Source organism: Candidatus Pelagibacter sp. HIMB1611, assembly GCF_052047715.1.
Classification (GTDB): Bacteria; Pseudomonadota; Alphaproteobacteria; order Pelagibacterales; family Pelagibacteraceae; genus Pelagibacter.
This window is the reverse complement of record NZ_JBNAJM010000001.1, coordinates 154,014-173,198: the sequence shown is the minus strand read 5'-3', so window position 1 is coordinate 173,198 and position 19,185 is coordinate 154,014. Positions and strand designations below refer to the sequence as shown.

Annotated in this window: 15 protein-coding genes; 3 read left to right on the top strand and 12 right to left on the bottom strand. The window is 30.6% G+C overall.

The window, feature by feature from the left end; translation table 11 throughout:
• Window positions 1–1,362, top strand: coding sequence for a GH1 family beta-glucosidase (locus tag ACTTAS_RS00895; RefSeq protein ID WP_440677997.1), 1,362 nt, complete (start codon window positions 1–3; stop codon window positions 1,360–1,362).
• Here ACTTAS_RS00895 and ACTTAS_RS00890 read toward each other — a convergent pair.
• The 5 genes from ACTTAS_RS00890 to ACTTAS_RS00870 form a co-directional block, all read right to left on the bottom strand.
• Window positions 1,359–2,612 (bottom strand): MGH1-like glycoside hydrolase domain-containing protein, encoded by a 1,254-nt coding sequence (locus ACTTAS_RS00890; RefSeq protein WP_440677996.1) that lies wholly within the window; start codon window positions 2,610–2,612, stop codon window positions 1,359–1,361. The two genes, ACTTAS_RS00895 and ACTTAS_RS00890, sit on opposite strands and share 4 nt — an antisense overlap.
• The gene (locus ACTTAS_RS00885; protein WP_440677995.1) at window positions 2,612–3,805 is read right to left on the bottom strand and encodes a carbohydrate ABC transporter permease; all 1,194 of its coding nucleotides are present in this window, start codon (window positions 3,803–3,805) and stop codon (window positions 2,612–2,614) included. Before ACTTAS_RS00885 ends, ACTTAS_RS00890 begins: the two co-directional genes overlap by 1 nt.
• Window positions 3,795–5,054: a carbohydrate ABC transporter permease gene (locus ACTTAS_RS00880; protein ID WP_440677994.1), complete on the bottom strand. Its 1,260-nt coding sequence runs from the start codon at window positions 5,052–5,054 to the stop codon at window positions 3,795–3,797. The genes ACTTAS_RS00885 and ACTTAS_RS00880 overlap by 11 nt, the downstream gene beginning before the upstream one ends.
• A 47-nt stretch (window positions 5,055–5,101) precedes the next feature.
• Entirely contained in the window at window positions 5,102–6,433 is a 1,332-nt protein-coding gene (locus ACTTAS_RS00875) for an ABC transporter substrate-binding protein (protein WP_440677993.1), read from the bottom strand.
• Window positions 6,434–6,544: 111 nt separating this feature from the next.
• Complete coding sequence (locus ACTTAS_RS00870; RefSeq protein ID WP_440677992.1) at window positions 6,545–7,621, bottom strand: ABC transporter ATP-binding protein; 1,077 nt, start codon at window positions 7,619–7,621, stop codon at window positions 6,545–6,547.
• 81 nt (window positions 7,622–7,702) lie between these two features.
• Between ACTTAS_RS00870 and ACTTAS_RS00865 the strand changes: the two genes are divergently transcribed.
• Window positions 7,703–9,034 carry an NAD(P)-binding domain-containing protein gene (locus ACTTAS_RS00865; RefSeq protein WP_440677991.1) on the top strand — a complete coding sequence of 444 codons (1,332 nt, stop codon included), beginning with the start codon at window positions 7,703–7,705 and terminating at the stop codon, window positions 9,032–9,034.
• Here the strand turns inward: ACTTAS_RS00865 and ACTTAS_RS00860 are convergent, their stop codons facing one another.
• The 7 genes from ACTTAS_RS00860 to ACTTAS_RS00830 form a co-directional block, all read right to left on the bottom strand.
• A complete protein-coding gene (locus ACTTAS_RS00860; RefSeq protein ID WP_440677990.1) occupies window positions 9,035–9,997 on the bottom strand; it encodes a 2-dehydropantoate 2-reductase N-terminal domain-containing protein in 963 nt (320 codons plus the stop codon).
• An 8-nt stretch (window positions 9,998–10,005) separates the two neighbouring features.
• Window positions 10,006–11,484, bottom strand: a complete 1,479-nt coding sequence (gene glpK, locus ACTTAS_RS00855; RefSeq protein WP_440677989.1) for a glycerol kinase GlpK — start codon at window positions 11,482–11,484, stop codon at window positions 10,006–10,008.
• Between the two features lie 4 nt (window positions 11,485–11,488).
• Window positions 11,489–13,642 carry an ABC transporter permease gene (locus ACTTAS_RS00850; RefSeq protein ID WP_440677988.1) on the bottom strand — a complete coding sequence of 718 codons (2,154 nt, stop codon included), beginning with the start codon at window positions 13,640–13,642 and terminating at the stop codon, window positions 11,489–11,491.
• A 3-nt stretch (window positions 13,643–13,645) separates the two neighbouring features.
• Complete coding sequence (locus ACTTAS_RS00845) at window positions 13,646–14,677, bottom strand: quaternary amine ABC transporter ATP-binding protein (RefSeq protein WP_440677987.1); 1,032 nt, start codon at window positions 14,675–14,677, stop codon at window positions 13,646–13,648.
• Window positions 14,678–14,742: 65 nt separating this feature from the next.
• Window positions 14,743–15,294 carry a hypothetical protein gene (locus ACTTAS_RS00840; RefSeq protein WP_440677986.1) on the bottom strand — a complete coding sequence of 184 codons (552 nt, stop codon included), beginning with the start codon at window positions 15,292–15,294 and terminating at the stop codon, window positions 14,743–14,745.
• A complete protein-coding gene (locus ACTTAS_RS00835) occupies window positions 15,294–15,671 on the bottom strand; it encodes an MORN repeat-containing protein (protein ID WP_440633621.1) in 378 nt (125 codons plus the stop codon). Before ACTTAS_RS00835 ends, ACTTAS_RS00840 begins: the two co-directional genes overlap by 1 nt.
• Before the next feature lie 82 nt (window positions 15,672–15,753).
• The gene (locus tag ACTTAS_RS00830; protein ID WP_440677985.1) at window positions 15,754–16,698 is read right to left on the bottom strand and encodes an ABC transporter substrate-binding protein; all 945 of its coding nucleotides are present in this window, start codon (window positions 16,696–16,698) and stop codon (window positions 15,754–15,756) included.
• A gap of 145 nt (window positions 16,699–16,843) precedes the next feature.
• Here ACTTAS_RS00830 and gcvT point away from each other — a divergent pair, with 145 nt between their 5' ends.
• The gene (gene gcvT, locus ACTTAS_RS00825) at window positions 16,844–19,183 is read left to right on the top strand and encodes a glycine cleavage system aminomethyltransferase GcvT (protein ID WP_440677984.1); all 2,340 of its coding nucleotides are present in this window, start codon (window positions 16,844–16,846) and stop codon (window positions 19,181–19,183) included.
• The last annotated feature ends 2 nt before the right edge of the window (window positions 19,184–19,185 follow it).

The following is a 19,185-nucleotide window of genomic DNA, read 5'->3' as shown; positions in this document are numbered from 1 at the left end:
ATGAAAAATAAATTTCCTGATGGTTTTTTTTGGGGAACTGCAACTGCAAGTTATCAAATAGAAGGTGCTATTGATAAAGATGGAAAGAGTAAAAGTATTTGGGATACTTTCACACATACACCTGGGAAAGTAAAAAATAATGAAAACGGAGATACTGCTGTAGATCATTATCATAGATACGAAGAAGATATTGATCTGATGGCTAATATAAATCTAAATTCTTATAGATTTTCTTTAGCATGGACTAGAATTGTTCCAGACGGGATTGGAAAAACAAATCCAAAAGGAATAGATTTTTATTCACGGTTAATAGACAAATGTTTAGAAAAAAATATTGAACCTTTCATAACTTTATATCATTGGGACCTTCCTCAATCTCTGCAAGATAAAGGAGGTTGGGCAAATAGAGACATGACAAATATATTTGCAGATTATTCGGAGGCTATTGTTAAAAATTTTGGAGACAGATGTAATCATTTTATCACATTTAATGAGCCAGCTGTTTTTACAATTTACGGATATGTAGATGGATACATGGCTCCAGGATACAAAGATTTAGAGAAGTATTTTGCATCAATACATAATGTTAATCTTGCACATGGTAAAGCTTTTCAAGCAATGAAATCTTTAAAAGATAAAATTAAAATTGGCTGTTCATTTAATATGGCACCCTGCATTCCTGCTACAAAATCAAGTGAAGATCTTCATGCTACTAAATTATTTGATACTTATTGGAATAGATCATTTGCTGACCCTATGTATCTTGGAAAGTATCCAGAATTATTAATTGATGATGTCTCAAAACATATTCAACAAGATGACATGAAAACTATTTTTCAAAAAAATGATTTTATAGGATTAAACCATTATCAACATTATAGAATAAAAGCTGATAACAATAATTTGCTCAAGGCAAGAGGGGCAGTTAATGATGAATTACCTTTTGGTCTTGAAGATAAAGATACAAAGTTAACTCTTATGGGATGGGAAATTGTTCCAGATGCTTATCATGATCAAATTATGGATTTAAAAAATAATTATGGGAATCCAGATATTTATTTAACTGAAAATGGTGCTGCATATCCAGATTTAATTGAAAAAAATGGAGAAATTAATGACACGGATCGGATTGATTATTTTAAAAAATATTTAACTGCTGTAAAAAAATCTATTGATGATGGAGCTAAAGTTAAAAGTTACTTTGCATGGACATTCATGGATAATTTTGAATGGGCATTAGGATTTGAAAAGAGATTTGGAATAGTACATGTAGATTTTAAAACTTTAAAAAGAACACCTAAAAAATCATATTTTTTTTTCAAAAAACTTGTGGAAGATAATTCCATTCCACTAGACTTTTAATTTATTAAATCCAAATATAAAGCTGCTGACCAAGAAAAGTTATTAGCACCATAAGGAGTTCCTGATTTACAACTGTAATATTCGTGAAAATTCTTTTCATGTATTATATCTAATGTATGTGATTTGATTTTGTTGGCAAAATCCAAATCTTTTTCCAATAATCCTTTGTATAAAATCCAATTACAATTAATCCAAATAGGTCCTCTCCAATATCTTATCTCCTCAAAATATTTGCTATCAGGCTTTATTGAAGAAAAGAAATATTTTTCATTAGAATTATACTTTTTTAAACTTTGAATTACTGAGTTATTAATTTCTTTATCTTGAATATCTGCAAACAAAATAAAATAATTTGTAATAGAAGGGATATCTAATGATTGCTTATTTAAAACATCGTATGAATAAAACGAATTATCTTTTTGATTATACAGACTAATCAATTTACTTTCAGTTTTTGTTATTTTTTTTTGAATTGATGTACATTCAATATAATTTTTTGATGCAATATCGACTAGATCTTTACAAGCTTTCAAAAACAAAGAATTAAAACCTATATCAGCAACATTAAACATTGAAATATCATAGAGCTTTTCAGGATTATATTTTTCATTTCTGAACTGATTTAAAAGAGTAATATAACAATCATAATCTCTTTTAAGTGGTCGTACATCACTACTTGAAACATCTAAATCTCTTCTTTTGTATTCAAGATTTTCTTCAATTAAAATTTTACTTAAAGGAAAATCCCATAAAGGCGAATTATCTGTGCCACTTTCCCAAGGATGTAATATTGACACTAAACCAGTATCATTTGGGTCTCTATATTTATAAAACCATTCTAAATATTTTTTTGTTTTTTTTATTAAGTTCAAAATTCTTTTCATTTCACTCGAACTAAATTCATGTTTATCCAACATTAATTTTAAAATACTTGAAACTATAGGAGGTTGAGTTATTCCAGATGATGGAATTTTATCGCCACACTGCCAAGTATTATGATTGGGAAAATAATTTTCATCCTTTTGATGAAACAAAATATGAGGAACCATACCGTCTGACCATTGTCCTTCAAACAACTTTTCTAACTCAACTATTGCGTATTCTTTATTAAAATAAGAATAACCGAGTGCTATATATGCTGAGTCCCAATTCCATTGAGCTGGGTACAACTTATTGTTTGTAGGCAGAGTGTATCCCTCACGCCTATTATTTAATAAAATATTCTCAGCTTCTCTTTTTAACAAACTCATTAACCCTTAACGCTCCCTGATGTTAATCCACTAACTAAATATTTTTCAAAATAAACAAAAATAAATAAAATTGGTAAAGTTACAACTACTGAACCAGCCATTAAATATTGTCTTGGTGTTTCAGCTCCTACATTTAAGAACTGTATTGCTCTTGATAATGTAAATGAGCTAGGGCTATCTAAAAACATTAGTGAAAATAAAAACTCATTCCAGGCAATCATAAATACATATAATGCTACAGAGGCAATTGCTGGTAAACTTAAAGGTAAAATGATTTTAACAATTATTCCAATCCAATTTTGTCCATCCATTATACCCGCTTCTTCAAGTTCTTTTGGTATACTTTTGAAATATCCTTGGAGCATATAAATTGCAACTGGCAGTGTTGTGGCTGTATAAATAATTAATAATCCAAATACAGAATTTCTTAGACCTAATTGACTAAAAACTGTGTAAAGAGGAATTACGAGCACTATCGCAGGAAACATATATATAATTAAAATAGATGTAGACAAAAAGTGTTTTCCAAAAAAGTTTAATCTTGCTACTGCATAAGCTGCTGGGATCCCAAGTAATAAAGTAATTATAACCGTGCCTACTGAAACAATTGAACTATTAAGCATGTACCTGCCAAAATTATATTCAGTAAAAACCACAATATAGGATTTGAATAAGGTTTTTATATCTTGTGTTAAATCAACACTGAAATCTAAAGGATTAATTAATAAAAGGGCTTGGGTCTTGAAGCTTGTTACTAGCATCAAGTAAAAAGGGAATAAAATTACAAAAGAAAAAAAGATTATTCCAAATAAGGTTAAAAAATCAAAAAATATAATTTGTGCAGAAAAATCATAATTAAAATGTTTTTTATTATAATTAGATAGCTTATTAACAAAAAATAATAGTATAAGAAATGTACCTATATAATGCCAAACAGGTAAAGAACTATTAATAAAATAATCAACTAAAACAAACACAGATGCTAATAAAATTACTTTAGATAATTTGTTAAATTTTTCACTTAAGAAAATTGAAATAATAGAAATTATAATTCCACTTAAAAAATAAAAATTAAAATTTAAAGTTTGAAGCTCAATTCCTTGTAATGTGGATAAAATTTTCCAAATAGAAATCAGTGAAAATAAAAAAAATGAGGAAATTAGACTAAATGTGATAATTGATTTAATTCTCATTGGCTCTTTTTCCTATAAGCTTAAAATAAATTAACATAAAAAATAAAAGTAATAATACAATCACCATTGATACAGCAGATCCCATTCCAATATTTCCTATTGAAAATCCCTGTTCATAGACATTAATTGGAAGTGTTCTTGTTCCTGACGCACCTCCTGTTAAAAGAAAAATATCTTCGAACTTATTAAAATTCCAAATAAACCTAATCATAAACAAAATTGAAATCACTGCAGTAATCTGTGGCAATGTTATATTCATAAATTTAGTGTAAGGCCCAGCACCATCAATATCTGCTGCCTCATAAAGTTCTTTAGGAACTGCTTGAAGTCTTGCTAATATAAAAAGAAAAGCTAAAGGAAAATATCTCCAGATTTCAAAGATAATAACAGTTGTAAGCGCTAATCTTAATTTAAATTCAAAACCAAAAATAAAAATTGATACATACTTTTGACCTAATAAATTTATTGGCTTATCTATTATACTATAATTCAGTAATAGATTATTTAAAGTACCACTATTAGGATCTAATAGAAGTTCCCATGTAAAAGCTAAGGCCACAACTGGAGCCACATAGGGAAACAATAACGTACTTCTAACAAAGCTTCGACCTCTAAACTTTTGATTTACCATTTGTGCTGACAAAATTCCAAAAACAATCGCACCCACAGTTCCAAAAAAAGTATAATAAAATGTTGTTAATAATAAATCTTTAAATTCATAGTTTGTGATTACTTTTTTAAAATTTGACAAAGTAAAATCACTTGTCAAAAGTATGTTATCTGCTTTTCCCTTTAAATTAGGTTTATTTAATTTAAATTGTTTTTTATCAATTTTTTCACCATTTTTTGTCTCAAAAAAAATTATAAATTGCTCCCTGTATTTTTTTGACCAATTACCAAAATCACACTGAACTTTATTTGAAGCGAACTTACATCTCTCATCTAAATCAATCGGTTTAACATTGCTTGGGAATTTATCTTGAAATTTAACATTTCTAATATCTTGAATTAAGGAACTATTTCTTAATTTATATATAATCTTTATTTTTGAATCTTCGTTTTTAATAGATTTAACTATTTTTTTAGCTCGTGGCTCTGGAATTCTTATATCTTTTAATTGAACTTCCTTAAAACTAATCCAAACGTTTGAAAATATTGGAAATAATACTATTGCAAATACTATTAAAACTGCAGGCAAAGTTAAGGCATAAGCAGTTCTTTTTTCTATTTTTGAAAGTGAATTACTCATAAAAAAAGCGGATAATTAATATTATCCGCTTTTTTAAAAAATTAAAATTAATTGAACTGTGCTAATGCAGTATTGATCATATCAACTGCTTCATCAACATCAATTTGATCATCAATATATAATCTTGTTATTCTATTAATGAATTGAGAATTGATAACTTTAGAAGCTCTAGAAAGTTCACCTTCTTTAACTCCCCATCTATTAGCAGTATCTAAACCAGCTACAATGTTATCGATAACATCTGCTGAATAAAGATCAGTTAATGGAGCTTTTCTATCTACTCCAACTGGAAGTTTTGACCAAGCTTTAGTATACGCAGCTGGATCACTTGCATTACCTCTTCTTACAGGAAATTTTCCTTCAGGAGCAATTGCTAAAGTTGAAGAATATCCTTCATCCATAGAATAAAGAATAAACTGTTTAGCTTCATCCGTATCTGCATCAGCTGTTATACCAAAGTATCTTACATCTGCCCAAGCAGCACCTTTTTTATTGTTCGGTCCACTAAAGTTTGTAATGAAACCAGTTTTTGATGCTAACTCACTTGAAGTTGGATCGTCATTTATTGTTGGAGGAGCAGAATCTCTTAAACCTGCTAACTCATCCATAATAAATGGAGACCAAATAATCATTGGAGTTTTACCTGCAAAATAAAGTTCTCTAGATTGCTTCCAGTATAATTCACCTTCTGGACTAGCTTTTGCAATTGTTTTATAAAACTCTAAAGCTTTTTTAAGTTTGTTTCCTTGTTTTTTAATACCACCTTTTTTAACTACGTTAACTCCATTAGCCAATAATACATGTTCTAAAACCTGACTCATGAAGTTTTCGTCTGTTTTTGTAGCAGCAACAAATCCAAACATATCACTTGAAGATAAAACCTCTATTGCTTTAGTGATATTTGCGTAACTAGTTGGTGGCTCTAAGCCCGCTTTCTCAAAAAGATCTTTTCTATAAACGATCATTTGAGTCCAACCATCAACTGGAACAGCAGCAATTTTTGATCCTTGCTTAGCCATTTTTAATGCTCCAGGTGCAAAAGTTTTCTTACCTAATTCTTTAACTACATCATTGTTAGCATCAACATCTAAAATTCCTGCTTCAGCCCATGGCAATACATATTGAAGTGTATGATAGATTACATCAGGTAAATCACCTGCTGCAGCTGCGGCTGTAGCTCTCTTACCTAATTCTTTTTCATCGATTGGGATAACTTCAACTGCAATACCAGTTTTTGCCTCGAAAGCTTTAGCCATATCTTCTTGCTTAGCCATTCTTGCTGGTTGAGTTTCAGTTGTCCAAAACTTGATATCTGCAAAAGCAACATTGTTGATAAAAAATGCTACAGCAGATAATAATATTAAAGTTTTTTTAAACATAATTACCTCTTGTTGTTTATTTCATTAACCATAATATTTTTTAAATAAAATTTCTTATGCAATAGTGTCATCCCTGTATTGGGGTAATTTCGACAGTATTTGATAAAAACCTTATTTAAAGGCTAAATTATTGCTATCGAATAAATGGCATTTGTTTAGATCGAAACCTAAACTAAGACTATCTCCAACATTGACTTTACTAGCTCCATCAGTTTGAACCACTAAGGGCTCTCCCTCTTTTTCAAGATATAAAAAAGTAGATGAACCTAATTTTTCGATTACGAAAACCTTGCTCTCCCAACATTTTTCACCACTATTGATTAAGATATGCTCAGGTCTGATACCAATTTTAACACTATCACCAGGTGAAACTTTATCTGAAATTTTTGGAACAATAATTTTCCCTTGTCCTGAAATTTCAACTTCTGTTCCAGAATTATTAGAACTTAGAACTTTAGAATTAATAAAGTTCATCTTTGGTGAACCAATAAATCCACCTACAAATAAATTTTCTGGCTCATTATATAATTTTAAAGGTGATCCTTTTTGAGAAACAATACCCTGGTCTAATACAACTATATCATCTGCAAGTGTCATTGCTTCTGTTTGATCGTGTGTAACATAAATCATTGTTGCATTTAATTGATCATGCAATTTAGCTAATTCTACTCTCATCTGAACTCTTAAAGCTGCATCTAAATTGGACAAAGGTTCGTCAAACAAAAATACTTTTGGTTTTCTTGTAATAGCTCTACCAATTGCAACTCTTTGTCTTTGTCCCCCTGATAATTGTTTTGGTTTTCTCTCTAAGTATTCTTCAATTTGAAGAATTTTAGCAGCTTCCATAACTCTTTCTGTAATTTCTTCTTTAGATTTTTTTTCAATCTTTAATCCAAAAGCCATATTATCAAACACTGTCATGTGTGGATACAAAGCATATGATTGAAAAACCATTGCGATATTTCTTTCTTTAGGAGGAAGGTCATTTACAACTTGTCCATCTATTGAAATTGTTCCTGAGTTGATCTCCTCTAAGCCAGCAATCATTCTTAACATTGTTGATTTTCCACATCCGCTTGGTCCAACCAATACAGTGAAAGATTCACTTTTTATATCCAAAGACACATCTTTGATCACATGCGTAGATCCAAAAGATTTATTTATATTAGAAATATTTATCTCAGCCATCTAGAGTTAATAATTATATTGTAATTTTATTTTTAATTTGTTTATATTTGGTAAGCATATTTATAAACTGGAGAAAACACAATGAGTAAAATTGCAATTATTGGAGCAGGACCTTGCGGTCTATCAATGTTAAGAGCATTCGAACATTTAGAAAATAAAGGTGAAAAAATCCCTGAAATAGTTTGTTTTGAAAAACAAGAAGATTGGGGAGGTTTGTGGAACTATAATTGGAGAACAGGTAGTGACCAATATGGGGATCCAATTCATAATAGTATGTATAGATATTTATGGTCAAATGGTCCTAAAGAATGTTTAGAGTTTGCAGATTATTCTTTTGATGAACATTTTGGACAGCCAATTCCTTCTTTTCCACCAAGAGAAGTTTTGCAAGATTATATTCTTGGAAGAGTAAGCAAAGGTAAAATTAAAAATAAAATAAAACTAAACACAAGAGTTACAAATGTAACTTTCAGCAATGAAAAATTTGAAATTACTTATCAAGACAAAGCTAAAGATGAAATTTCAAAAGATACATTTGATTATTTAGTTGTATCTACTGGTCATTTCTCTGTTCCATTTATTCCTGAATACAAGGGAATGAATTCTTTTCCAGGAAGAATAATGCATTCACATGATTTTAGAGATGCAGAGGAGTTTAGAGGAAAAGATGTGATTGTTTTAGGAAGCAGTTATTCAGCTGAGGATGTTGCTCTACAGTGTAATAAATATGGGGCCAAAAGTGTAACTATTGGATATCGAAATGCACCTATGGGATTTAAGTGGCCTAAAGGTATGAAAGAAGTTCATTATCTAGATAGATTGGTAGGGAAAAAAGCAATTTTTAAAGATGGTACAGAACAAGATGCAGATGCAATAATCTTGTGCACAGGTTACTTGCATCACTTTCCATTTTTAGATGAAAGCATAAAGTTAAAAACACATAACAGATTATATCCGCCAAAATTATATAAAGGAGTTGTCTGGCAAGATAATCACAAACTTTTATATCTTGGTATGCAAGATCAATTCCATACTTTTAATATGTTTGATTGCCAAGCTTGGTTTGCAAGAGATGTAATTATGGGAAAAATTAAAATGCCAAGTTCTGATGAAATCAATAAAGATATAGATAAATGGGTTGCTATGGAGGAAAAATTAGAAAACCCAGATCAAATGATTGATTTTCAAACTGAATACACAAAAGAACTTCATGATATGTCTGATTATCCAAAAATAGATTTTGAACTAATCAGAAAACATTTCAAAGAGTGGGAACATCATAAAGTAGAGGATATCTTAACTTACAGAAACAAATCGTTTTCATCACCTGTAACAGGTTCTGTTGCACCTATACACCATACTCCATGGGAAACTGCAATGGACGACTCGATGAAGACTTTTTTAAATAAATAATTAATAGTTAACTTTTAATTTTGTATTTTTTGTGATTGCACTTAATAGTGCATACATAAGCGGTATTTTATTTTTATTAATTTTTTTCAATATGTAGGGTGCAATCTCTTTAGCTAGATCTGCGCCCTCTACTGTGTCATTTTTCATAAATTTATTTTTTGCAACTTTAAAAGTAAAACCTTTTCCTAAATATTTACCCATTTTACTGTTTCTTCCTCCAACTGCACTAACATATAAGTCACCCACTCCAGCTAACCCATGAACTGTTTCTTTTTTACCTTTGAAATATTTTATTAAATATTCCATTTCATCTAATGATTTTCTAAATAAAGCTGAAGCAGTATTTTCACCTTCACCCGATCCAATAATCATTGAATATATATTTTTAATTGCAGATGAAAATTCAACGCCTTTTACATCACTTGAATATTCTGTTTTGTAATATTTAGTTGAGATTAATTTTCCTATATTTTTTGCAATATTAATATTCTTGTTAGCTATCACGGTGTAACTTTTGATTTTTTTTGCCAACTCTTTTGCCAAACAAGGTCCTTTTAAAACTGAAATATTTAAATTTTGATTTCCTTTGTTTAGCTGCTCAGACATAGTAATAATTTTTTTATTATTTCGATCATATTTAAGACCTTTGGTCAAAACGAGAATAGAAACTTTTCTTTTTATATTTTTTAAATGCTTTCTAACTATTTCAATTCCAATAGAACTTACTCCAACAACAACTAAGTCCCATTTTTCATTAAGTAAATCTGATGAAAATTTTTTGACAGAAACTCTTTTAGATAACTTAAGTTTTAATGCTGGATGAAATTTATTTTTTGTTATTAATTTATTTAATAGATCTTTACTGTAAGGCTCGGTTAAAGTTACTTTATGATTATTATCTGCAAGGGGAAAAGTGAATGCAGCACCCATTGCGCCGGCTCCAATTATTAAAATTTTTTTCATAGAACTAGTTACGCTAAAGTTTTTTTAATTGCTAGTTTCCATCCCGCTAAAAGTTCTTTCCTTAATGTTTTTTTAATATTTGGTGAGAAAACACGATCTTTTTTCCACATATTTTTGATTTGATTTAAAGATTTATATTCTCCTATTTGAAGTCCAGCTAATAAAGCTACACCCAAAGCAGTTGTTTCTAATATTTTTGGTCTAACTACTTTTAAATTAATAACATCAGCTAAAAATTGTGTGAACCAATTATTTGCAACCATTCCACCATCTACCTTAACTATTCTTGGTTTCAAGCCATCCTTATTCATTGAATCAAACAAATCAAAACTTTGATAACCAACAGATTCTACTGTTGCTCTAACTATACTTTTCCAATCACTATCTCTTGTTAGTCCTGTAATTACCCCCCTTGCATCTGGTCTCCAATAAGGCGCTCCCATTCCGCTAAAAGCTGGTACAACAAAAACACCATCGTTAATTTTAGATGATTTTGAAATTTTTTCAGTTTCAGGTGCTTTATTAATTAATTTTACTTTATCTCTTAGCCATTGTACTCCTGCGCCAGCTATAAAAATTGAACCTTCTAAGGCGTAAGTATTTTTATTATTTAATCGATAGCAAATAGTAGTCAGTAATTTGTTTTTTGAATTAATTTTCTTTGGACCGGTATTCATAATAACAAACGCGCCAGTACCATATGTACTTTTTATAGATCCTTTTTCAAAACAAGTTTGTCCAAATGCTGCAGCCTGCTGATCACCAAGTACTGCTGAAATTGAAATTTTAACTCCTGTAATTTTTTTGTCTGTTTTTCCAAAATTATCCGCTGAGTTTTTGACTTCTGGTAAAATCTTTTTTGGGATATTTAGTTTTTTTAAAATTTCTTTATCCCATTTATTGTTATTAATATTATATAGCATTGTTCTACTTGCATTAGATGCTTCAGTTAAATGTTGCTTACCTTTTGTTAATTTCCAAATCAAAAATGTATCTACTGTACCAAACAATAAATCATTTGAACTAAGAAGTTTTTTTGAAATTTTAACATTGTCTAAAATCCATTTAATTTTAGTTGCTGAAAAATATGGATCTATAAATAATCCAGTTTTATTTCTAAATGAGTTTTCATAATTTTTTTTCTTAAGTAATTTACAGTAATCTTGTGTTCTTCTATCTTGCCATACAATTGCATTATAAATTGGCTTTCCTGTTTTTTTATTCCATAAAATTGTAGTTTCCCTTTGATTTGTAATTCCGATTGTAAGAATGTGGCCTTTTAATTTTTTTGCTTTATTGATTACTTGTTTTAAAGCTTTAAGTGTCGTGGACCAAATTTCATTTGGATTATGTTCGACCCAACCATTTTTTGGAAAATATTGTTTAAATTCATATTGTGAAACAAAAACAATATTACCTTTTGTATCAAACAAAATTACTCTTGAAGATGTTGTTCCTTGATCAATAGAAATAATAAATTTTTTCAATGGACTAAGCTATACCTAAATATTTTTTTCTTTTCTCAACCCAAGTTCTTATTAAATTGTCAAAAATCAAACCTATGAAAGCAACACAGATACCTAGAGTTAAACCAATTCCAGCTCCATTTTTATCTGACAAAGCTTTTAAAATATATTGTCCAAGATCTTCTGTTCCAATAAAAGCCCCGATAATGACCATAAATAAAGCAAATACTATTGTTTGATTTATCCCAAGCATCATATGAGGGAAAGCCAAAGGAAATTCAATCTTAGTTAATCTTTGAAATTTATTTACACCAGACATTGTTGCAGCTTCATGTAAACCTGCAGGTACACTTCTTAAACCTTCAATAGTATATCTAGTTGCTGGAATTGTTGCATAAACAATTACTGCAATCAAAACTGAAGTATCTGTAATTCCAAATAACATCATTACTGGAATTAAGTATACGAAAGATGGAAACGTTTGAAAAATATCACAAACTCCTAACATAAATGCTGCTGACTTTTTATTTTGGAAACATAAAGTTCCAACTGTAAAACCTATTAAACAAGAAACAACTACGCCAAAAGTTGCCATGTACAATGTAACCAATGCTCTATCCCACCATGGACTTAATGCTATAAATAAAGTTAAAGCAGCAACAACTAATGCTGATCTAATTCCTCCAATTAAATAACCAGCACCCACAGCCAATACTAAAGTAGCAACCGCTGGCATTCTTAAATACAGAGCTCTCATTGGTTGGAGCACTTCTGTAATTAACCATGTGTTAAATGCTTTTATGTAAACAAAGAAAGTATCAAAAATCCAATCAACACCCTTGTTCCAAAAATCAGCTGTTGAAAATCCTTTATTGTGCGGAACTTCAAATAAATAATTAAACGTGTCTTTAAAAATAAACGTTCCAATGTAAGCAAGAATAGCTCCAACTACTATTGATCCACCAAAAAATATAATATTTTTATTTCTTTGGAAAAAAGTAAGATTACCAAAATAATCTTGTTGTTGGTTTGCCCAAGCCAATGACATCTTATCTAATAAGATTGCAATCAAACTAATACACAAACCTGCTTCAAGAGCTAACCCGATATTAAGTTGGTTTAAAGCAAGTAATAAGTTAAATCCTAATCCTTTAGCACCAATAAACGCAGAGATTACTGCCATAGAAAAACAAACCATAATAACTTGGTTAACTCCGATTAAAATATCTCTTCTTGCTGTTGGAATAAGTACTTTTGACATTAACTGCCAGTTTGTGCAGCCACTCATTCTTCCTGCTTCAATCACTTCTGGAGGAACTGCTCTTAGTCCAAGAATAGTTAATAAAATCATCGGAGGAACTGCTACTACCATTGTAATAATTACAGCTGCATGATCACCAACACCAAATAAAACAAGCGCAGGAACTAATACTGCGTATTGAGGCATTGTTTGCATCACCAAAAGAATTGGATACAAAGCATTTTCTACTCGTTTACTTTTGTAAGCTGCAATACCTAAGCCTAATCCGAAAATAAATGAAAGAGGAGCTGCAACCAAAATAAAGGAAAGAGTTTGCATTGAAGGTTTCCACTGACCAAATATTGAAATATAGATCATAGTTAAACCTGCAAATAATGCTAAACCAATACCACTTAATCTATAAGCAAGTATTGCTGCTCCTGCTGCAACGATAGTCCATGGTGTGCCAGGTAATTCTAACCAAGGATAAGCATCAATAAAGTCCCAACTAGTGAATGCAACTATAGTTTCTAATCCTCCGAGCAAAATTTCTCTAATCAACTCAATCAAAAACGTCATAAAAGACGTTAAATTTCTACTTATCTCTAATAACAGCGGTCTTGTTTTAAACTCTTGAGTATCTTCATTCCAAAACTCCATTGGCATCCACTCGTTCATTAAGAAAAATAAAGAGTCGTTTATCCAGATAGGCAACCAACCAAGTAAAGGTGGTAGTCTCCAAAACACATCAAACGCATAATATCTGACTTCTTTACCTAGAAAAAAATAAACACTTTGGTTAGGATCTTTTACAAATTCTGCTTGGCCTCTTATAAATTTATAAGTTTCAGGAACATCTATTGCAAAACATAGAGCAAAAAATACAAACAACAAAAATATCCATTGAAACAACTTTGGGTATTTTTTTAAATATTCCATGGTCTAGCTACTATTTTTTCTTCCTCCAAAAACTGTATCAATAATTGTTGAAGGTTTTATTGAACCAATAATATTGTTATTAGAGTCAACAACCCCTACAATTTTTTCTTGAGTAAGAATTTTTTCTGCAACATTTTCGATAATGTCATCTTTTGAAACTTTTATATCTCCTAAATTATCTTTAGTTGAACTATCCATTACATCTTCAATGACTAAAACTTTTTCTCTTGGAACTTCTTCAGTAAATTTTCTTACGTATTCTGTAGCTGGATTTAAAACAATGTTAGCAGGTGTATCTAGCTGTTCTATAATACCATCTTTCATGATCGCAATTCGATCCGCTAATTTTAAAGCTTCATCAAAATCATGGGTGATAAACATAATTGTTTTTTGTAATTTTTCTTGAAGTCTTAAAAACTCATCTTGCATTTCTTTTCTTATTAATGGGTCTAATGCTGAAAATGGTTCATCTAAGAACCAAATGTCGGGTTCCACTGCCAAAGACCGAGCAATCCCAACTCTTTGTTGTTGACCTCCTGAAAGTTCTCTTGGAAAATAATTTTCTCTACCATCAAGTCCAACTAGTTTAACCATTTCCATTGCTCTACTAATACTATCTTCAGTCTTAATACCTTTTATCTGAAGTGGAAAAGCAATATTTTCTACAACCGTTTTGTGAGGCAACAAGGCAAAGCTTTGAAAAACCATTCCCATTTTATTTCTTCTAAGCTCAATTAATTCTTTATTATTCAATTGAAGTAGATCTTGACCTTCTATGAAAATTTTTCCTCCAGTTGCATCTGTTAATCTTGAAATACATCTAAGTAATGTTGATTTACCTGATCCAGATAAACCCATTACTACTAGCATTTCTCCTTTTGAAACTTCAAACGAAGCGTTGTTAACTCCAACTATGCAACCGTTTTCTTGAAATGTCTTTGCATCTACATTGCCGTCAGACTCTTCTAGCATTTTTTTGGCATTCTCACCAAAAATTTTATAAACTGACTCACACTTAATAACGGTCTCAGACATAAATCTTCTCAAAGTTATATGAAATTCAATAAAATTTAAATGTTAATTATTGTAACCTTTCATCATTAAAAATTCTTAATATAGTAAACTCTAGTATCAATACCTGTACTTAAAAAACTCAAAGCTTCTCCACTAACAGTAATAGTTTCATCTACCCCAACATTGTTTCCACTTACTGTAAAACCTGCATAACACTTACTTTTTTCTTGATCCCATTTGACAAAAGTTTCATCAATTTTATTTCCGTTGATTGTGTAAATCTCGTGTGCTCTAAAATTTAAAAAATTAGCACCCATAATTGCTCGTTGTGGAATTAATTTCGTAGCTTTACATACTTGCTCATATACCTCATCAGTTAATCTATAGTGGTCAGTTCCATCAAAGGATACTAAAATTCCTGAAGGTAATTTAGATATTAATTCACTTAGTTTTCTTTCTTCAGCAATTCTTTGTTCTTCCAATTTCATTTTTTCTACAAGCTCGTCTCCCCCTCCAAATATTCCGTTTAAAACAGCAAAAAAAGCTATCACTATTGCTGTAACAATAACTAAACCAATAAATTGCTTTGTTGAGTTTGAATTGTTTTCAGTTTTATTTAAACTATTTTCTTTTGACATTACTCTTGTAACTTTCCGTTTACCCAAGTGCCTGATTTTTGTTTTCCATCTGCCCAAGTAAATGTTCCTTGTCCATTCATAAAACCTTTGGACCATTCACCGTCATAAGTAGATCCATCTGGAAAAGTCAAAACTCCTTTTCCACTCCATTGACTATTTTTAAATTCACCTTTGTAAATATATCCGTTTGGCCATGTCTCAACTCCTTGACCTTCTTTTTTTGTTGCAACCCACTCACCTTCATAAGTTGTCTTATCGGTATAAATCCATTTACCAAAACCATTTTCACAGTTTCCTTCTTTACATCCTGTACTTCGAGCAAATGCAGATGAGTTAATTAAAGAAATTAAAAATATGAAAATTAGAAATTTTTTCATTTTGTCACTTTACACAAATTAGAATAAAAAAAAATCCCCCCCAACAAGTTGGGGGAGATTTTAATTTTTTTAACTTTTACCCTTATTTAGTAAAAGGTTTCCAAACTGACTCGTTGTCAGCTAACCATTTTTTAGCTGCATCTTCGTGAGTCATTTTATCAACATCAACTAAAGCTGCCATCGCACCAATGTGACTTGTTGAGAATGACATCTTTTTAAATGCTGCTGCTGCATCTGGGTGAGTTTTTGGGAAATCCTCATGAACAGCTTTTTTCAAGTATCCATCAGGAGAACCACATTTACCATCACCACCATCTTCTGGTCTGCAACCTGCTGTGTAAGGAGGGAAGTCAATAAATGTAAAACCAGCACCATCTGTAAAGTTTGGTGTCCAGTTAAAGATTATAGTTCCTCTTCCTTCTTTTTCAGCTGCTGCTAATTCTGCCCAAAGTGCATCTGCACCTCCAGCAAATTTAACCCACCAAAGATCACCCAAACCTAAAGCTTCAACTCTTTGTGGTATTAAATCACCATGCCAACTTTGAGGTCCTTCCAACATTCTTCCTTTTCCATCCGGAGAGTCAGGTGTAGTAAAGTTTTTAGCACAGTCTGGATTTTTTAAAGCTGTCCAATCTGGTAGACCTGGGCATAAACCTTTATCAACAACCCAGTTTGGGTATCCCATATCTTCAAGAGTTCTTGCTTCATGATCACCCCAGTCAAGTAAACCACCTTTATCTAAAGCAGTAGTAAATGACTTACCAAAAGCAGACTCCCATACTTCGTGAGAAATAGTTACGTCCCCAATTCTGATTGATTCATAAACTGCTTGTGAGTCAGCGTTTACATATTTTACATTGTTACCCATGCTTTCAAAAATTCCACCAATAACATAAGCCATTACAATTTGAGATGACCAGTTATGAGTTGGGATTACGATGGGCTTTTTGCTATCAGCGTTAGAAATTCCTGAGAAACTTACTACAGAAATAACTAGAGCAGATAATAATGACATTATTTTTTTCATTTTTTTCCCCTCTATTAATATTAATACCAACACTCTATGTTAAAACGAATGGCGAGGTAAAGGATTATTAGTTCTAAAAAATATATATATATTTAAACAATAAAAATGGTGATAAAAAATATATCAATATTAAAAAGTTTTAAAAATGTTTGGAACAAGTAAAGACATCAAAAACCCTGGATTAAATATTTTACCACCTGGAGTTGAAAGACATATTGTAAATGGTGGTGCTCTAACTGCTTTTCAAATTTTTCCAGATGATGAAATAGAAATTATTAACGATGAAGGAAATCAAGTTTGTGAAATAATTTGTTTTAACAAAGATGGAAAGTCAGAGTTAGGAATTTTAAATTTAAAAGAAAATAGTCAAAAAAATTTCATAAGAGATATTTTAAATGGAAAAGACGAAACAATCTTAGCAACAAATTATCAATTAAAAAAAAGAAACTTAAATATAAAAGAGTCTAAATCATCAATAGTTTTTGATCTTGATACAAAAGCTGAAGAAAAGATTAAACTTAAATCAAAAGATAAATGTTATGCGATCTTTGCTGCACCTGGTGAAGATATGGATGTTACAAAACAAAATCCACCAACAGATTTAACTATTTTTATTAAAAGAGCTAAGGTAAAAAATGATAAAGAGTTAAGTGTTATACCTGATCCGGTTTTTGAACCACTTTATGAAGAAAACATAGATAAAGAAACTTCAACATCTTACCAAGTTAAAGAAGGAGATTTCATTCAAGTCATAAGTCCAACTGGAAGACAATGTTCAGACTTTGTAGCATTTGATACAAAAAAATTAGAAAAAGGAATTGAAAAAGGATTGGATTGGCAAACAACTAGAACTTTTATGGGAAACACTTTTCCTGGTCCTGGATTACATTCAAAATTTTATGATACTGATCATGAACCCTTGGTAGAGGTAATAAGAGATACTGTTGGTAAGCATGATACTTTTAATCTTGCATGTACTTCAAAATATTATGAAGATGCTGGTTACTTTGGTCATCCTAATTGCTCTGATAATTTAACTGAGAGTATGTCTAAATATGGGGTTCAAAAACAAAAAGGATGGCATGCAATTAATTTATTTTTTAATACTTCGGCTGCTGGATTAAACTCAGTAATATCTGACGAATCTTATTCTAGACCGGGTGACTACGTAATGTTTAGAGCACTAAAAGATTTAACAATTGGTACTACAGCTTGTCCTAGCGATATTGATGCTTGTAATTCATGGAATCCTACTGAGATTTTTGTTAGAACTTATGACAAAAATAAAGAATTTAGAAAGTCATTTGCTTTTCGGATGAAAACAGATTCAGAAAAAAAACTAACTAGAAATTCAGGTTTCCACGAACGAACATCTCAACTAACTAGAAATTATGTTGATGCAAGAGGTTTTTGGCTTCCAAATGATTATACAAAACACGGAATAGTAAATGAATATGATGCCTGCAGAAATGATGCTGTTTTAATTGACTTATCTTCTCTTAGAAAATTTGAAATAATAGGTCCAGATGCTGAAGAATTATTAAACTACACACTTACTAGAAACATCAAAAAATTATCAGTTGGCCAAGTTGTATATTCTGCAATGTGTTATGAAAATGGAATGATGTTTGATGATGGAACATTATTAAGATTAAGTGAAACAGGATTTAGATGGATATGCGGTGATGAATATGCTGGAGAATGGTTAAAAGAAATAGCAAAGAAAAAAAATTTTAATGCAAATGTTAAAAATTCAACTGACCAAATTAGTAATGTATCTATACAAGGTCCAAAAAGTAGAGAGATTTTAAAAAAGATAATTTTTACACCACCTACTCAACCATCTATTGATGAGCTTGGTTGGTTTAGATTTACAATTTGTAGAATTGAAGAATTACAAGGTATTCCGCTAATCATTTCTAGAACAGGTTATACAGGTGAACTTGGTTATGAAGTATGGTGTCATCCAAATCATGCTCCTGAAGTTTGGGATAAATTAATGGAAGCAGGAAAAGATTATGGTTTAATTCCTGCTGGTTTTGCTGCTCTTGATAAACTTAGAATAGAAGCTGGGTTAATTTTATTTGGAAATGAATTTGATGGTCAACAAGACCCCTTTGAAGCAGGGATCGGTTTTGCAGTTCCCTTAAAAACAAAAGAAGAGGATTTCATAGGTAAAGAAGAATTAATAAAAAGAAAAAACAATCCACAGAAAAAATTAGTTGGATTAGAATTAATTGGAAAAGAAATTGCAGGTCATGGTGATTGTGTTCATATTGGTAGAGCTCAAGTGGGTATTGTTACAAGTGGATGTCTATCATCAACTCTAAATAAAAATGTAGCTCTTTGTAGAATTGATTCTCAATATTCAGAAATTGGAACAGAAGTTGAAATTGGAAAAATAGATGGTCACCAAAAAAGAATTAGTGCAAAAGTGGTAGGATTTCCATTCTATGATCCAACTAAATCAAGAGTAAGATCTTAGAA

Excerpts from the sequence above, each read along its gene's own strand:
- ACTTAS_RS00895 (WP_440677997.1), top strand. The coding sequence starts at position 1 with ATGAAAAATAAATTTCCTGATGGTTTTTTTTGGGGAACTGCAACTGCA.
- ACTTAS_RS00890 (WP_440677996.1), bottom strand. The coding sequence starts at position 2,612 with ATGAGTTTGTTAAAAAGAGAAGCTGAGAATATTTTATTAAATAATAGG.
- ACTTAS_RS00885 (WP_440677995.1), bottom strand. The coding sequence starts at position 3,805 with ATGAGAATTAAATCAATTATCACATTTAGTCTAATTTCCTCATTTTTT.
- ACTTAS_RS00880 (WP_440677994.1), bottom strand. The coding sequence starts at position 5,054 with ATGAGTAATTCACTTTCAAAAATAGAAAAAAGAACTGCTTATGCCTTA.
- ACTTAS_RS00875 (WP_440677993.1), bottom strand. The coding sequence starts at position 6,433 with ATGTTTAAAAAAACTTTAATATTATTATCTGCTGTAGCATTTTTTATC.
- ACTTAS_RS00870 (WP_440677992.1), bottom strand. The coding sequence starts at position 7,621 with ATGGCTGAGATAAATATTTCTAATATAAATAAATCTTTTGGATCTACG.
- ACTTAS_RS00865 (WP_440677991.1), top strand. The coding sequence starts at position 7,703 with ATGAGTAAAATTGCAATTATTGGAGCAGGACCTTGCGGTCTATCAATG.
- ACTTAS_RS00860 (WP_440677990.1), bottom strand. The coding sequence starts at position 9,997 with ATGAAAAAAATTTTAATAATTGGAGCCGGCGCAATGGGTGCTGCATTC.
- ACTTAS_RS00850 (WP_440677988.1), bottom strand. The coding sequence starts at position 13,642 with ATGGAATATTTAAAAAAATACCCAAAGTTGTTTCAATGGATATTTTTG.
- ACTTAS_RS00845 (WP_440677987.1), bottom strand. The coding sequence starts at position 14,677 with ATGTCTGAGACCGTTATTAAGTGTGAGTCAGTTTATAAAATTTTTGGT.
- ACTTAS_RS00840 (WP_440677986.1), bottom strand. The coding sequence starts at position 15,294 with ATGTCAAAAGAAAATAGTTTAAATAAAACTGAAAACAATTCAAACTCA.
- ACTTAS_RS00835 (WP_440633621.1), bottom strand. The coding sequence starts at position 15,671 with ATGAAAAAATTTCTAATTTTCATATTTTTAATTTCTTTAATTAACTCA.
- ACTTAS_RS00830 (WP_440677985.1), bottom strand. The coding sequence starts at position 16,698 with ATGAAAAAAATAATGTCATTATTATCTGCTCTAGTTATTTCTGTAGTA.
- gcvT (WP_440677984.1), top strand. The coding sequence starts at position 16,844 with ATGTTTGGAACAAGTAAAGACATCAAAAACCCTGGATTAAATATTTTA.